Source organism: Buttiauxella cochleicola (assembly GCF_021282435.1).
Lineage (GTDB): Bacteria > Pseudomonadota > Gammaproteobacteria > Enterobacterales > Enterobacteriaceae > Buttiauxella > Buttiauxella massiliensis.
Map to the genome: position 1 here is coordinate 467417 of NZ_JAJSOT010000001.1, position 15037 is coordinate 482453.

Below are 15037 nucleotides of genomic sequence, written 5' to 3' on the forward strand. Positions count from 1 at the left end.
CGCGCTTTACTGCGCTGTCTATCACATCCTGGTGAAATTTCCTTGCCGCCCTGTGCTTGCCATATTTACGCAGACTATTGTTTTTGTACGGGGATTTTTTTGGACTTCGGCACTGATTGTTTGAGCGTGCCGCCTTCATCTTTCAGACAGGAGTAGCAGCAATGCGTACAAAACAGGCTATATGGTCTCTTTCCACCCTCTGTTTGACCGTGCTTTCTGCACAGGCGGCGGGGCTTCCAGACAAAATAGGTGCCGGTGAAGGGCAGCTCGATATCATCGCCTGGCCGGGTTATATCGAACGAGGTGATACTGACAAAGCGTACAACTGGGTCACCGACTTTGAAAAAGAGACCGGTTGTAAGGTGAACGTGAAAACCGCCGCGACGTCTGACGAAATGGTCAGTTTAATGGCGAAGGGCGGTTATGACCTCGTCACCGCCTCGGGCGATGCATCCTTGCGCCTGATTATGGGTAAACGTGTGCAGCCGATTAACACGGCGCTGATCCCAAACTGGAAAAACGTCGATCCACGTCTGGTGAAAGGATCGTGGTTTAACGTGGGCGATAAAGTTTACGGCACGCCGTATCAGTGGGGGCCAAACCTGCTGATGTACAACACTAAAACCTTCCCGACACCGCCTGACAGCTGGAGTGTTGTGTTCGTACAACAAAATCTACCAGATGGCAAAACCAACCAGGGCCGCGTGCAGGCTTACGACGGGCCAATTTACATCGCCGATGCCGCGCTTTTTGTGAAAGCCACACAGCCACAACTGGGCATTACCGACCCGTACCAGCTCACCGAAGAACAATATGCCGCAGTGTTAAAAGTGCTGCGTGACCAACATGGTTTGATTCACCGCTACTGGCATGACACCACCGTGCAGATGAGTGACTTCAAAAACGAAGGTGTAGTCGCTTCCAGCGCCTGGCCGTATCAGGCTAACGCCCTGAAAGGCGAAGGCCAGCCGATTGCCACCGTATTCCCGAAAGAGGGCGTCACCGGGTGGGCGGATACCACCATGCTGCATGCTGATGCGAAACACATGAACTGCGCCTACAAATGGATGGACCACTCGCTAAAAGCGAAAGTCCAGGGTGACGTGGCGGCCTGGTTCGGTTCACTGCCTGCGGTAGCGGAAGGCTGTAAAGCTAGCACTTTGCTCGGCGACAAAGGCTGTGAAACCAACGGCTACAACTATTTCGATAAGATTGTGTTCTGGAAAACTCCGGTCGCCGAAGGCGGTAAATTCGTGCCGTACAGTCGCTGGACCCAGGATTACATCGCCATTATGGGTGGCCGCTAAGCCTGGAGGAGTTATGTCGTACGCTGTTCAGTTCAGAAACGTCTCGCGCCTTTATGGTGATGTTCGCGCCGTAGATAACGTTTCAATTGATATCGATGACGGGGAGTTTTTCTCGATGCTCGGGCCTTCCGGCTCGGGCAAGACCACCTGTTTAAGGCTGATTGCCGGTTTTGAACAGGTGACTTCCGGGGAGATAGCTATTTTTGGCAAACCGGCACAAGACGTGCCGCCTTATCAACGCGATGTGAACACCGTTTTCCAGGATTACGCCTTATTCCCCCATATGACGGTACTGGAAAACGTCGCTTATGGGCTGATGGTGAAAGGCGTTGATAAAAAGACGCGACTTGCCAAAGCTCAGGAAGCACTGGAACGCGTGGCGCTTGGCTTTGTTCACGCGCGCAAACCCTCGCAGCTTTCCGGTGGCCAACGTCAGCGTGTGGCGCTGGCACGAGCGTTAGTGAATCGTCCGCGAGTGTTGTTACTGGATGAGCCGCTGGGGGCACTGGATCTTAAACTGCGTGAGCAGATGCAGGGCGAGCTGAAGAAACTCCAGCGTGAACTGGGCATCACCTTTATTTTCGTCACCCACGACCAAAGTGAGGCGCTGTCGATGTCTGACCGCGTTGCGGTGTTCAATAATGGGCGTATCGAGCAGGTGGATACGCCACGCCAATTGTATATGCAGCCGCGTACCGCATTTGTGGCCAGTTTTGTCGGTACTTCAAACGTGTTGCAACCGGCGCTTTCCGGGAAAGTGTGCGGTGAGGAGGGGCTATTTTCTCTACGCCCTGAGCATATTGTTCTCAACGATCATTCTGGCCAAAGCGGTGGTATTAGCGTTAGCGGTATGATTCAGGAGATCCACTATCAAGGAGCGGCGACGCGACTCGAACTGCGCCTTGCCGACGGCGAAAAACTGCTGGTCAGTGAAGCGAACCCGCAACGGATTATCAGCGAAGAGCGCTATCAAATTGGCCAGCAGGTCACCGCAGTCTGGCCTCGTGCGGCGATGGTCCCGCTGTTGGGGGAAGGATGAAATGGATATGAGTCTCCCCACATCGCATCCTGACAACCGCCTGATGCGCCGCATTGCCACATTTTTGTGGCAGCGTCCAGGATTCTGGTTGGCCTTACTGCTTCTGCCACCGATGTTATGGTTCGGTGTTATTTATCTTGGTTCGTTACTCACGCTATTGTGGCAAGGGTTTTACACCTTCGATGATTTCACCATGTCGGTCACGCCTGACCTGACCTTTGCCAATATCGCGGCGCTGTTTAACCCGGCTAACTACGACATTATTCTGCGTACCCTGACGATGGCGATTGCTGTCACGCTTGCAAGCGCCGTGCTGGCATTCCCGATGGCGTACTTTATGGCGCGCTATACCACCGGCAAGCTGAAAGCGTTTTTCTATATCGCCGTGATGCTGCCGATGTGGGCCAGTTACATTGTTAAGGCTTACGCCTGGACGCTGTTACTTTCCCGTGATGGCGTAGCCCAATGGTTCCTTAACCATATGGGATTGGAACCGCTATTAAACCTGATGCTGACCATTCCAGCGGTGGGCGGTAATACGCTATCCACATCCGGTTTTGGGCGCTTCCTGGTATTCCTCTACATCTGGCTGCCGTTCATGATTTTGCCGATTCAGGCGGCACTTGAGCGCCTTCCTCCTTCGTTGTTACAGGCATCTGCTGATCTGGGTGCGCGGCCAACGCAAACCTTCCGCCATGTGATTTTACCGCTGGCAATTCCTGGTGTGGCCGCAGGTTCAGTGTTTACGTTTTCGCTTACGCTGGGTGATTTTATTGTGCCGCAGTTGGTGGGGCCGCCGGGGTATTTCATCGGCAATATGGTCTATTCCCAGCAAGGCGCGATAGGCAATATGCCAATGGCGGCTGCGTTTACCCTGGTGCCGATTGTATTAATCGCTATTTATCTTTCACTGGTGAAACGACTGGGGGCCTTCGATGCACTCTGAACGCGCACCATTACTGTTAAAAATTGCCGCCTGGGGCGGGGTTATCTTCCTGCATTTCCCGCTGGTGATAATCGCTCTTTATGCGTTTAACACCGAAGAGGCGGCATTTAGCTTCCCGCCAAAAGGACTGACGTTGCACTGGTTCAGCGTGGCGGCATCGCGCAGTGACATTCTTGACGCTGTGACGTTGTCACTTAAAATTGCCGCACTGGCAACTATACTTGCTTTGATCCTTGGCACACTGGCTGCGGCTGCACTGTGGCGGCGTGAATTCTTCGGCAAAAATGCCATCTCGTTATTGTTGCTGTTACCGATTGCTTTGCCGGGAATTATCACGGGCCTTGCGCTGTTAACCGCCTTCAAGATGATGAATTTTGAACCGGGCTTTTTCACCATCGTGGTTGGGCACGCAACGTTTTGCGTCGTTATTGTGTTTAACAACGTCATCGCTCGTTTTCGTCGTACCTCTTACAGTTTGATTGAGGCGTCGATGGATCTTGGTGCCGACGGCTGGCAGACCTTCCGCTATGTCATTTTGCCTAATTTGGGGTCGGCATTACTCGCTGGAGGGATGTTGGCGTTTGCTCTGTCGTTTGATGAAATTATCGTCACTACCTTTACCGCAGGACATGAACGCACATTGCCGCTGTGGCTGCTCAACCAATTAGGGCGTCCGCGCGAAGTTCCGGTCACGAATGTGGTGGCGCTAATGGTGATGTTGATGACAACCATTCCGATTTTAGGGGCGTACTGGCTGAGCCGTGGTGGAGATGAAGTCGCGGGCAGCGGTAAATAATGTTGAAAAGGGTATCACTATGCAAAGCCAGCTATTAATAAACGGCCAGTTAGTGCAAGGCCTTGGGGAAAAATTGCCGGTATACAATCCGGCGACTGGGGAAGTGCTGCTTGAGATTGCGGAAGCCAGCGCGGATCAGGTAAACGATGCGGTACGGGCTGCAGATATTGCTTTTGCTACCTGGGGGCAAACCACGCCAAAAGAGCGTTCGGAACATCTACTAAAACTGGCAGATGTTATCGAGCAAAATGGCGAAGTATTTGCCCGCCTGGAATCGCAAAACTGCGGCAAACCCTATCATTGTGTGTTGAATGATGAGATCCCGGCTGTGGTGGATGTATTCCGTTTCTTTGCGGGAGCAAGCCGCTGTTTGAATGGTTTGGCGGCGGGGGAGTATCTCAGTGGCCATACCTCGATGATTCGCCGTGACCCTGTGGGCGTGGTGGCATCTATTGCACCCTGGAACTATCCACTAATGATGGCGGCCTGGAAGCTCGGCCCGGCACTCGCCGCGGGTAACTGTGTAGTGATCAAGCCTTCCGAAATCACACCGCTTACTGCTTTCAAACTCGCTGAATTGGCAAAAGATATTTTCCCGGCTGGCGTATTGAACGTATTGTTCGGACGTGGGCAAACGGTGGGTGATGTGCTGACCGGTCACCCGAAAGTACGCATGGTCTCCTTAACCGGGTCAATTGCCACCGGCGAGCATATTATCAGCCATACTGCCCCTTCGATTAAGCGCACCCATATGGAACTGGGCGGCAAAGCGCCGGTGATTGTCTTTGATGATGCGGATTTAGATGCCGTCGTCGAAGGTGTACGCACATTCGGATATTACAACGCCGGGCAAGACTGTACTGCCGCGTGCCGAATTTACGCCCAGAAGGGTATTTACGACAAACTGGTGGAAAAACTGGGGGAAGCGGTCAGCAGCCTGAAATATGGTGCGCCAGACGATGAATCCACCGAGCTCGGGCCACTAAGTTCCGCCGCTCACCTTGAGCGCGTAAGCCTTGCGGTGAATGCCGCCAAAGCGCTGGCGCACGTTAAAGTGGTGACGGGGGGCTCGAAAGTAGAAGGGCCGGGATATTACTTCCAGCCAACTCTGCTTGCCGGTGCGAAGCAGGAAGATGACATCGTGCAAAAAGAGGTGTTCGGCCCGGTGGTCAGTATCACGACCTTTGATGATGAGGAGCAGGTTCTGGGTTGGGCTAACGACTCAAGTTATGGATTGGCTTCATCAGTCTGGACAAAAGATGTCGGTCGCGCACATCGCCTGAGTGCTCGTTTGCAGTACGGCTGTACATGGGTGAACACTCATTTCATGCTGGTAAGCGAAATGCCGCACGGTGGGCAAAAACTCTCAGGTTACGGCAAGGATATGTCGTTATTCGGGCTTGAGGATTACACCGTTATTCGCCACGTGATGATTAAGCACTAGCGTTATCTCACCACCTCCGGGAGAGGTGGTGATTATTTTTTACAACTTAATGATCCAGATACAAATAGTGCATCCAACTGGTCATCCGCAATAAAACCTTACGCATCACAGAGACATGGGTAAAGTGGTCGGAATAGACGGCAACTTGTGCAAAGATCCCATCGGGTAAGGCATCCACTTGCGCATTTGGTGCGAGCTCAATCACCGCTAATACGCCGTCACTTCCGGGGGTTAGCGTTAGAGATTGCAACGTACCTTGAGCCTGATAAGAACCGCCTGGAACAACAGGCAGAACCGTTGTCAGTTTACCCTGAAAAACCTGCCCCGGTAGCGCATTGAACACCACTTCGGCTTCGTCACCAGCTTCTAAGCGTAACAAAGAGTTTTGTCTGAATTGGGCAATAATCTGGCGTTTTTGTTGCGGGATAAACACCATCACCGGACGTAACGGAAGTGCGGCTGCATAGGTTCCCGGACGAATCAGAACTTGCGTGACATAACCATCGCTGGGGGCACGAATAACGGTTTGGTTAAGATTATATTTGGCTTCGGCAAGCTGGGCGCGCAGGCTGACAATCTGTGATTGTTCGCCGTTCACCATGCTGTCTAACTGGCTTCTGATCTGTGACTGTTCAGCAACTGAGCCTTTTACCAGCGCATCTTGTGCGAGGTAGTTTTGCCGCGCGTTATCAATATCGCTTTCAGAGAAGGGATTCACACGGGCTTTGCTGCCCTGAAGATAACGTTGGTAGTCTTTATACAGTCTGTCGCGTTCGGCGGTGACGCGGGTCGTGTTGGCCACAGCAGCATCAAGTTGAGATTTGAGTGACTCTGTGCTGTGAATTTCCGTCATTAAATCAGCTTGCAACCTGTCGACACGAGCTTGATAGCGCGTAGGGTCTATTTTAAAAAGGACTTCCCCTTTTTTAATCATCATATTTTGTTTATCGGTGACTTCACTGACAATTCCCGTTACCTGTGGAGTAAGTGGAATAGAAATAACCGCTTTTTGTGCGAGATAAGTATAAGGGTGGTTGTAGTTCATTAATAAAATAAGCGCACCAATTAAAAATACCCCGCCTAAGGCAGCTGTTGGCACTGTCCATTTATTTACCGGTATTTTAAAAATCTTAAATACGGCCCACGCAAAAGCAACATACGTCAGGATAATGAGCAGATCCATGATATTACTCCGATGGAGTTATTTTGTTGTTATCCAGTTTCTGTTCCAGTTCGCTTACGCGTTGCTGTAACGAAGCCAGTGTTGCGTCGGCATTTTGTTGCATGCCCCATCCGCGTTCAGGGCGGTAGAGCGTTGCCCAAATCCATAAGAATGGCCATATAACATGCAGAGTAAATAAACTTACCCAGCCGGCGACGTGAATCGCATCGGCGTGAGGGTGGTTGCGGGCTTTGGCTATCAGGTAGGGAATGTCGTGAAGAATAATAATCCCATAAAAAATAATGAGAAAGACAACGATCAGAACACCCAGCGCGAAATAGTTGAGGAACATAGTGACCTCGATTGAGAAACCGCCGTTTTTATTAAAGATAGTCGTTATCTAACTCAGGGTTTATGAATCAGTAAAATTTCACCCGGAATAATTAATTACCACCCTAATGACCAGGATAACGCCGGCATTTTCTTTCCTGAAAAATCGTAATAATGAGAACTGGCGTCATCCTTTTTCTTCTGTTAATTACTCGGTTTCGTCGCGTACATCCGTCGACGAGGCATTTTTTTGAACGGATTCAATCCCTTTATGGGCCGCCGCTTTCGATGAGTACATTTCGCTTTGTGCAATAACTTGCCCGTTTGACGCTTTCAGCACGAAATAAAATGGCTCCGCTGTCGCTTTCGTTGATTTCTTTAAAACATAGTGTCCCATAGAAAATCTCCGCAGTTACCCAAGGCCCAATGCCTGTGGGATAACTTAAATATAGTGCAATCAACAAGCGAGACGGTCAGGGGAGTTTGATGGGAGCAAAAACTTGATCTGAGTCATAAAAAAGAGCATATTTTGCGGGAAATTTTTCAAACTACCCATTATAAAAATGACTCTTTATCAAGATATGTTGGTTTTTTACGCTGTAATGTCGTTAATCACTGCTTCTGTTACCTGGTTTTTGGCTCATGATACCAAACGAATTAAACTATTAAGCTCTGTGCTGGTGGGTGCGACCTGGCCAATGAGCTTTCCAGTGGCTTTAATGTTTTCTTTGTTCTAAAAGCCGTCATAATTCAAGCCGAATCACTACAACTCGAATGATTTTGGGTTAGCTAACCAGGTATTCCATGAATGACATAACTTTTTTCCAGCGTTTCGAGAGCGATATTGTCGCCGGGCGCAAAACAATTACATTGCGTGATGCCTCTGAATCGCACTTTAGCGCAGGCCAACAACTGCGCGTCGGGCGTTATGAAGATGACGTTTATTTTTGCACTATTGAAGTGGTCAGCGTGACGCCAGTGGCTCTTGACCAACTGACCGATGAGCATGCACGGCAGGAAAACATGACGCTGCCAGAGCTCAAGGAAGTGATTGCTGAAATTTATCCGGGTCTGAATGAGCTTTACGCGATTGTATTTAGCTTGGTATACCCTAAATAATTCGATTTGCAGGAAGGCGGCGACGCAGTGAGTCCCCAGGAGCTTACTTGAGTAAGTGACTGGGGTGAGAGAGGAAAGCCAACGCACATGCAACTTGAAGTATGACGGGTATAAAGGAAGGGGGAGCGCCCCCTTCCTGACAACGAACCTAATGACTGGCTTTCTTCAACATCTGATACAACTCATCTTTTAGCCGCAGCTTCTCTTTTTTCATCTGCACGACCTTTTCGTTGTATCCCGTCCCTTTTGGTCCCCCCTGGCGTAAAATCTCATCGTCGAGTTGATTGTGCTTGTCAAACAAGCTGAGGAAACGTGGATTAGCGGATTTTAGTTCGTTGATCAATTCACGGTACTCAGGAAACATTGCGAACCTCCTGGACTGTTCTACCCGTCATGCTTCAATGGCGAATTATTTGGGTAGAGGGTGGGTGAATGGAATTTGCTGGCAGTCACTGCCAGCCCCAGTGTATGCACCACTTAAAGCAAATTGAAAGCGCCGCTTGGTAAGGGTTTGTCAATTTGCGACCCGTGAGACGAGTTAGTTAAATTGATTAAATTTTCAGCGGAATACAGCTTGTATAATCGCAAAAATTGATAACGACAATCTCATATTCATGTGCTAAAACATATCTATGATATATCTTATGCAATGAATAATGAGAAACCGATGACCACACAAACCAAACCTAAACTTCCTAAGCGCGTAAAAAACGAGCTCAAATTCCGTGAATTAACCGTTAAAAGCAAACAAACGGTCGCCGGCTGCTTCCACCGTATTGTTTTTACCAGTCCTGAACTGGTTGGCTTTTCTTCCCAGGGGTTTGATGACCATGTAAAAGTCTTCTTCCCACCTGAAAACGGCGACTTTGTGCGCCCATCAGTTACCGACGACGGCATTGTCTGGGGCGAAGGGCTGCGTCCCATTTCTCGCGATTACACGCCTTTGTCTTTTGATGCCGCACATAACGAATTGACGCTCGATTTCTATATTCACGACGGCGGTGTGGCAAGCATGTGGGCTGATAAAGCCGCAGTGGGCGATACATTGCTTATCGGCGGGCCAAGAGGCTCTCTCGTTATCCCAACCGATTACGCATTCCAACTCTATATTTGTGATGAAAGTGGTTTACCCGCAGTCCGTCGCCGCTTGCTCTCCTTACCCGAACACATTTCACCTGTCGTGCTGGTCAATAGTCACCATGCACAAACTCATGAATATCTCAGCGATTTTGAACATGCACGCGTTGAGTGGCTTGATACCGAATCCATCGCAAGCAACGTCCGTTCCATCGAATTCCCGGAGACTGACTATTTCGTCTGGATTACCGGCGAAGGGCACGATGTGAAACAACTGAGCGATGAACTGCTGGAAAGCCGTGGTCTGGACGCCGATTACGTTCGCGCTGTCGCTTACTGGCATAACAAATAAGGAAACGAACATGAAAATCCAACATATTCATCATCTTTTTTGTGCAAAACACGAACGCCATGAACAGCATGGTTTACACGGTGGTCATCATGGTCATCACGAACACGGGGGATTGGAAGGCAAAGCTCGGATGCGCCGTGAACGTTTGTTTGATGCCAACGACATTCGTCTGCTGATCCTGCACTTCCTCTCAGTCAATACAGCCCACGGGTATGAGCTGATTAAATCCATCGAGGCCACGGCAAAAGGCGAGTATGTGCCAAGCCCTGGGATTGTTTACCCTAACCTCTCATTGCTTGAGGAGATGGGGTTTATCAGTGCCGTGCAGAGCGAAAGTAACAAAAAAGCGTGGATGCTAACCGAAGAGGGACATGCCGAACTCGCTCAACAACATGAGCACCTTGGCCATCTTATCTCGAAGCTTGAATCGTTAGGAGTATTAGGCGATAACCGCCGGCTTCCTGAAATACAGCGCGCCATCCATAACTTCAAAATGGCGCTCAATACCAAACTTGGCCAGAGCGATTTGCCAAAAGAGACGCTGTATAAAATCATCGATACCCTGGATCAGGCCGCGAAGGATATCGAACGCAGTTAATTTCGCCGGTTCTCGACAATGAAGCATAAAGATTCGCCCAAATCTGCCGAAACTATATGCTTCTGTTGCCATGAGAACAAATTAGCATGTTAAATCGCATAAAAGTTGTAACCAGCCTTCTGTTTGTGCTGGGTTTATTCGGTATTTTACAAATGACGTCTGGCGGGTTGTTCTTCAACGCGCTGAAAAACGACAAAGAAAACTTCACCGTACTGCAAACTATTCGCCAGCAGCAATCCACACTCAACGGCAGCTGGGTTGCGTTACTGCAGACTCGTAACACGCTAAACCGTGCCGGTATCCGCCATATGATGGATACCAACAATATCGGTAGCGGTGCGACGGTAAATGAGCTGATGCTGATTGCCAGCCAGTCGTTAAAGCAGGCCGAAAAAGAGTGGGCGGCATATGAAGCCCTGCCACGCGACCCGCGTCAGAGCGAAGAGTCTATCAACGAAATCAAACGCAACTATGTGATTTACCACGGTGCGTTGGCCGAGCTGATTCAACTGCTTGGCGCAGGAAAAATCAACGAATTCTTCGACCAGCCAACCCAGAAATATCAGGATGGCTTCGAACAGCAGTACGTCACCTACCTGCAACAAAATGACCGCCTGTATCAACAAGCGGTAGACGACAATAACCAGTCTTACTCGCAGGCCATCTGGATCCTCGCTGTGATTCTGGCACTGGTTGTTGCGGCGATTATTACCGTTTGGCTGGGTATCAAGAAAACCCTTATCGAACCGCTGCATCGCTTGATTGATAACATCCGCCATATTGCGGACGGTGACCTGATGCATTCTATTGATGTGCATGGGACCAACGAAATGGGCCAACTGGCAGCAAGCCTGCGTCATATGCAGTCGGAGCTGGTGAGCACAGTGAACGAAGTTCGTAACGGCGCACATGCGATTTATAGCGGTGCCAGCGAAATCTCTATCGGTAATAACGACCTTTCTTCCCGTACTGAACAACAAGCGGCTTCGCTTGAAGAGACTGCTGCCAGCATGGAACAGTTAACCGCGACCGTGAAACAGAATGCGGAAAATGCGCGTCAGGCAAGCCAGCTGGCATTAAGCGCATCAGAAACTGCGCAGAAGGGCGGTAAAGTGGTGGATAACGTGGTGCGTACCATGAATGACATCGCCGGTAGCTCGAAGAAAATTGCTGACATCACCAGCGTGATTGATGGTATCGCTTTCCAGACTAATATCCTGGCGCTGAACGCCGCCGTTGAAGCTGCGCGTGCCGGTGAGCAAGGACGTGGTTTTGCGGTTGTTGCCGGTGAAGTGCGTAACCTGGCGCAGCGTAGTGCACAGGCGGCGAAAGAGATTAAAGGGCTGATTGAAGATTCCGTCAATAAAGTAGATACCGGTTCAACTCTGGTTGAAAGTGCTGGTGAAACCATGGGCGAAATCGTCAATGCGGTCACGCGTGTGACGGATATTATGGGTGAGATTGCTTCAGCGTCTGATGAGCAAAGCCGTGGTATCGACCAGGTCGGGCTGGCGGTTTCTGAAATGGACCGTGTAACGCAGCAAAACGCCGCATTGGTTGAGGAATCTGCCGCTGCTGCTTCAGCGCTTGAAGATCAGGCAAGCCGTCTGACTCAGGCTGTTGCCGTGTTCCGTATTGGCCAGGAAACCAAAAAAGAACCCCGTAGCGTTGAGCCGAAGCTGACTCTCACTGCTGTACAAAATCGCAAAGCCCCGGTGAGCGATTCAAACGAGAATTGGGAAACGTTCTGATTTTCGTGATGTGACTGCGGTGGATAAGCGCATGCGTTATCCACCCGTTCATACGCCATTAAGATGTCGGATTAGCGCAAGCGAGATCCGACATCTCTCTACAATACTGCTTCATCTAACCGCATTAAACGGTCCAGGCGCTGATGGTAGCAACGCAGCGTGGCATCAATTGCCTCGGCTGGCATAAACGAATCACGATATACGGACTCCACAACCCGGCTCTCTTTTTGCAAATCGTTCAGCAGTTTCACAATAAGCTTCTCGGTTAAGCCCATTCCTAACCCAAGCTCCCGGAAATCCATTCCCAGATATTCTCCATATGCCGTTTTGAAACCCGGAGCTAACTCCCGGTCGCCTTCTTCACAGATAAGCAGGGGCAGCGCCATAAATCCGGAACTAAAAATAGCCGGATAGGGTGCAACAGAGACAAAGTCATAAACCGGGGATAGCGTGGGTTCGCCAACTCTCGGGTGCATCAACCCGAAATTGCGCAGATGCATATCGTTATTACCCAGCAAATAGGCATAGGCGATACGGCGGAACAAGTCGATTTTAAAGGCGAGGTTGCTGTTAACATGCTGGGTCAGGAACGCAGCCAGTTGCTGATAACTGACATATTGCTTTCCGTCACTGCCGGTTTTGCCGTACTTTTCACCAACATTCATCGCCGCATCAAGTTGTTCCTGGTGAATAGCCACCCCGGTTATCATATCCCGGTCAAAGCGGCGGATAACAAAGGCCAACTCACGCTCGGTATCACTTCCTTCGGGCGCAAAACTCACTAGTCCATGCGGCGGTACGTCAAACCCCAGTCGCGACATGAGCGTCATTGTGGCGTGTTCGTTTTCCGCCAGATGAGGGAATTCGGCCGGAGAGGGTTTGAGTATGTATTCACCCTGATGCTCTACCACCGCAAACTCGCCATCGCGTACCACCATTTGCAGTTTCGGCTGATACCCGGAAATACTCATTCCGCGCTGGGCTTTTGGCAATTCGTGAATAAATTCACTGCGCGTAAAACTCAGCTGCGGGTTGACCTTACCGGAGCTGGTCAGGTGCTTGAGGCCTTTGTTCGAATAACCTGACGCCTGCTCTTTGGCCTGTACCAACGGAGTTAAAAGAATGTGGCAGCGCATTGTTAATCCTCCTGGGTGTTGACCAGCTGTACTGCGCCAATCAGGTTTTTGCCGTTATCAATCAGCATACCGAGTAGATCATGCTCATCGCGTTGTTGCAGTTGGCTGTAACGCATTTTCAACCAACCTTCCGGTGCTAATGATGCAAAAAATGGCGGTAGTGTTCGGCTGTGAAAGTGGCCGACACGCACCGGTAAACTTAAGGAGAGCGGCGGCCCGATATAGTCGGCATAGTAGCTAAACGCAAAACCGTCATCGTTCTGGCGCAGTTCACCCACAGGTTCACCGTATAACCACACTTCTACACGGCGGCGCACAGCTTCACTCCTAATGCGTCAGCAACTCGCAACACGGTACCGAATTTGACCTGGTCGGGATCTTTAAACAGGCGTTTGAGCGTTGATGCGGATACGCCGGTTTGCAGTTCCAGCGTCGCCAGATCGATATCAAGCTCTTTGCGGCGCTGGTTCAACTGCTGCCCCAACTGCGCGGATTCAGCAATGACGTGTTCATCAAAAGTGAGATCAGATTCCTGCGCCCGCAGAATCACCACCTTTTTAACGTCATTCAGTAATTCGCCCATAGCGTGGAGTTTGTCGGCAAGCGTGGCTGTGTCGTAGTTCATTTTTGACCCCTTTCTCTTAATTTAGGTAGGGAAACGGTTAAATGTGAGCCTGTGATACAAAAATGTATCATGCATGAGCTTTATTGTCTTTTTTTAATTCAAATAGCTCATATTTGGTCTGATAGGGATTTAATGGTTTATTAAAGACCTTACTTAGATTCACAAATATAAAAATAGACCATTTATGACCTTATCTGCGTCATGAAAATCGGCTTATCCAGAAACTGGATAACCAAATGTAAATTAATTGTTTCACTCGTGTTGGTGAAAACCTTATTAATTAAGGCATGTTAAACAATACGAGTTTGTCGCATGTCTTATCGAATCAGCCTGCTGGATAAAAGTCCGGTCGCAAAGGATGGCACTCCTGGCGACGCTCTGAAACACACGTTACATCTGGCTCAACAGGCCGAAGACTGGGGTTATCACCGTTTCTGGATTGCCGAGCACCACAACACTTCCCGTCTGGCAAGTCCGTCTCCTGAGTTACTGATTGCCTGGATTGTTGGGCAAACCAGCCGCATTCGTGTCGGCTCCGGCGGGGTAATGTTGCAACATTACAGCCCTTATAAAGTGGCGGAAAACTTCAATTTATTAGCAAGTCTTGCTCCGGGCCGTGTGGATCTCGGTGTAGGTAAAGCGCCGGGTGGGTTGCCGCTTTCCATGCAAGCATTGCAACGTGCCGGGCAAGATAAAGAGTCGTTCGCGGAAAAACTTACTCAGCTTGATAACTGGCTCTCATTACCAGCAGCGCAGGATGACGAGGAAACCTTACGTGCAACACCCGTTCCTGCACAAAGCGCTGAGCGTTTCTTGCTGGGTGCAAGCCTTGAGAGCGCAGAACTTGCCGCAAATCTTAACTGGAATTTCGTCTACGCCGCCCATCTGAATGGCGATAAAACCCTAATGCGCGACGTTCTTAACGCCTGGCGCAGCAAAAGTCAGCGCGATACGCAGGTGGCGGTGCAGGTGATTGTGGCAGCGGATGCGGATACTGCTGACGCACTGGCAAGTCTGGTTGAAATCTGGAGCGTTGAGCTTGAAAACAACCAACGCGTTAGTGTCGCCAGTGAAGAGCAGGCACACGCATTTTCTCGCCAGGCGGGCAGCGCCATCAAAAAAATCGAACGCCGCGAACCCTCGCTGCTTAAAGGCACCGCCGAGGTAGTTCAAGCCGGGCTTGCGGCATTAAGCCAGCAGTTTGGCATCGACGAATTTATTATTGATACCCCAATTGCCGACCCGACAGCACGTTTGCAGTCGCTGCGTTTGTTGGCAGGTAAAACGACCGAGAAACCCGTGTCTGATTTTGCCACCTCCTTTACTGCACAGCATGAAGCCTGGTAAGGGGATGA

General features: G+C 50.1%; 18 protein-coding genes. 11 read left to right on the plus strand and 7 right to left on the minus strand.

Annotation, left to right across the window (positions count from 1 at the left end; all coding sequences use genetic code 11):
• Positions 1–161: 161 nt before the first annotated feature.
• From ydcS to patD, 5 genes are read left to right on the plus strand one after another with little or no spacing between them, the layout of a single operon-like run.
• Positions 162–1307 (plus strand): putative ABC transporter substrate-binding protein YdcS, encoded by a 1146-nt coding sequence (ydcS, locus tag LVQ77_RS02150; protein ID WP_232903530.1) that lies wholly within the window; start codon positions 162–164, stop codon positions 1305–1307.
• Positions 1308–1320: 13 nt separating this feature from the next.
• A complete protein-coding gene (locus LVQ77_RS02155) occupies positions 1321–2346 on the plus strand; it encodes an ABC transporter ATP-binding protein (RefSeq protein ID WP_232863692.1) in 1026 nt (341 codons plus the stop codon).
• A 7-nt stretch (positions 2347–2353) separates the two neighbouring features.
• On the plus strand, positions 2354–3292 hold the full coding sequence (locus tag LVQ77_RS02160; RefSeq protein ID WP_370644924.1) for an ABC transporter permease: 939 nt from the start codon (positions 2354–2356) through the stop codon (positions 3290–3292).
• Positions 3282–4088 carry an ABC transporter permease gene (locus tag LVQ77_RS02165; protein ID WP_232863694.1) on the plus strand — a complete coding sequence of 269 codons (807 nt, stop codon included), beginning with the start codon at positions 3282–3284 and terminating at the stop codon, positions 4086–4088. Before LVQ77_RS02160 ends, LVQ77_RS02165 begins: the two co-directional genes overlap by 11 nt.
• Positions 4089–4107: 19 nt before the next feature.
• Positions 4108–5532 (plus strand): aminobutyraldehyde dehydrogenase, encoded by a 1425-nt coding sequence (gene patD, locus LVQ77_RS02170; RefSeq protein WP_232903532.1) that lies wholly within the window; start codon positions 4108–4110, stop codon positions 5530–5532.
• 46 nt (positions 5533–5578) lie between these two features.
• On the opposite strand, the gene LVQ77_RS02175 is transcribed toward patD, so the two are convergent.
• From LVQ77_RS02175 to LVQ77_RS02185, 3 genes are all read right to left on the minus strand, one after another.
• Positions 5579–6715, minus strand: a complete 1137-nt coding sequence (locus tag LVQ77_RS02175) for an HlyD family secretion protein (protein ID WP_232863696.1) — start codon at positions 6713–6715, stop codon at positions 5579–5581.
• A 4-nt stretch (positions 6716–6719) separates the two neighbouring features.
• Positions 6720–7046, minus strand: a complete 327-nt coding sequence (locus tag LVQ77_RS02180) for a DUF3302 domain-containing protein (RefSeq protein ID WP_072009402.1) — start codon at positions 7044–7046, stop codon at positions 6720–6722.
• A gap of 186 nt (positions 7047–7232) precedes the next feature.
• Positions 7233–7421, minus strand: coding sequence for a YegP family protein (locus tag LVQ77_RS02185; protein ID WP_154154722.1), 189 nt, complete (start codon positions 7419–7421; stop codon positions 7233–7235).
• Positions 7422–7587: 166 nt separating this feature from the next.
• Here LVQ77_RS02185 and LVQ77_RS02190 point away from each other — a divergent pair, with 166 nt between their 5' ends.
• Both LVQ77_RS02190 and yqfB read left to right on the plus strand, forming a co-directional pair.
• Positions 7588–7761: a GhoT/OrtT family toxin gene (locus LVQ77_RS02190; protein WP_151993548.1), complete on the plus strand. Its 174-nt coding sequence runs from the start codon at positions 7588–7590 to the stop codon at positions 7759–7761.
• Between the two features lie 67 nt (positions 7762–7828).
• Entirely contained in the window at positions 7829–8143 is a 315-nt protein-coding gene (gene yqfB, locus LVQ77_RS02195; RefSeq protein ID WP_232863697.1) for a N(4)-acetylcytidine aminohydrolase, read from the plus strand.
• 148 nt (positions 8144–8291) lie between these two features.
• Here yqfB and LVQ77_RS02200 read toward each other — a convergent pair whose 3' ends face one another.
• On the minus strand, positions 8292–8507 hold the full coding sequence (locus LVQ77_RS02200; protein WP_064518993.1) for an HP1242/YdcH family protein: 216 nt from the start codon (positions 8505–8507) through the stop codon (positions 8292–8294).
• Positions 8508–8810: 303 nt separating this feature from the next.
• On the opposite strand from LVQ77_RS02200, the gene LVQ77_RS02205 reads away from it, so the two are divergent.
• The 3 genes from LVQ77_RS02205 to tsr all read left to right on the plus strand — a co-directional run bounded on the left by LVQ77_RS02205 (position 8811) and on the right by tsr (position 11921).
• Positions 8811–9572, plus strand: coding sequence for a siderophore-interacting protein (locus LVQ77_RS02205; protein WP_232903533.1), 762 nt, complete (start codon positions 8811–8813; stop codon positions 9570–9572).
• A 10-nt stretch (positions 9573–9582) separates the two neighbouring features.
• Complete coding sequence (locus LVQ77_RS02210; RefSeq protein ID WP_232903534.1) at positions 9583–10170, plus strand: PadR family transcriptional regulator; 588 nt, start codon at positions 9583–9585, stop codon at positions 10168–10170.
• An 86-nt stretch (positions 10171–10256) separates the two neighbouring features.
• A complete protein-coding gene (gene tsr, locus LVQ77_RS02215) occupies positions 10257–11921 on the plus strand; it encodes a methyl-accepting chemotaxis protein (protein ID WP_232903535.1) in 1665 nt (554 codons plus the stop codon).
• Between the two features lie 98 nt (positions 11922–12019).
• On the opposite strand, the gene LVQ77_RS02220 is transcribed toward tsr, so the two are convergent.
• Genes LVQ77_RS02220 through LVQ77_RS02230 form a run of 3 tightly spaced genes read right to left on the minus strand, consistent with a single transcriptional unit; the run spans position 12020 to position 13682 of the window.
• Complete coding sequence (locus LVQ77_RS02220; protein WP_232903536.1) at positions 12020–13057, minus strand: type II toxin-antitoxin system HipA family toxin; 1038 nt, start codon at positions 13055–13057, stop codon at positions 12020–12022.
• A 2-nt stretch (positions 13058–13059) separates the two neighbouring features.
• Positions 13060–13374 carry a HipA N-terminal domain-containing protein gene (locus tag LVQ77_RS02225; RefSeq protein WP_232903537.1) on the minus strand — a complete coding sequence of 105 codons (315 nt, stop codon included), beginning with the start codon at positions 13372–13374 and terminating at the stop codon, positions 13060–13062.
• The gene (locus LVQ77_RS02230; RefSeq protein ID WP_232863703.1) at positions 13359–13682 is read right to left on the minus strand and encodes a helix-turn-helix domain-containing protein; all 324 of its coding nucleotides are present in this window, start codon (positions 13680–13682) and stop codon (positions 13359–13361) included. The genes LVQ77_RS02225 and LVQ77_RS02230 overlap by 16 nt, the downstream gene beginning before the upstream one ends.
• A gap of 312 nt (positions 13683–13994) precedes the next feature.
• On the opposite strand from LVQ77_RS02230, the gene LVQ77_RS02235 reads away from it, so the two are divergent.
• A complete protein-coding gene (locus LVQ77_RS02235; RefSeq protein WP_232903538.1) occupies positions 13995–15029 on the plus strand; it encodes an MsnO8 family LLM class oxidoreductase in 1035 nt (344 codons plus the stop codon).
• Positions 15030–15037: the final 8 nt, after the last annotated feature.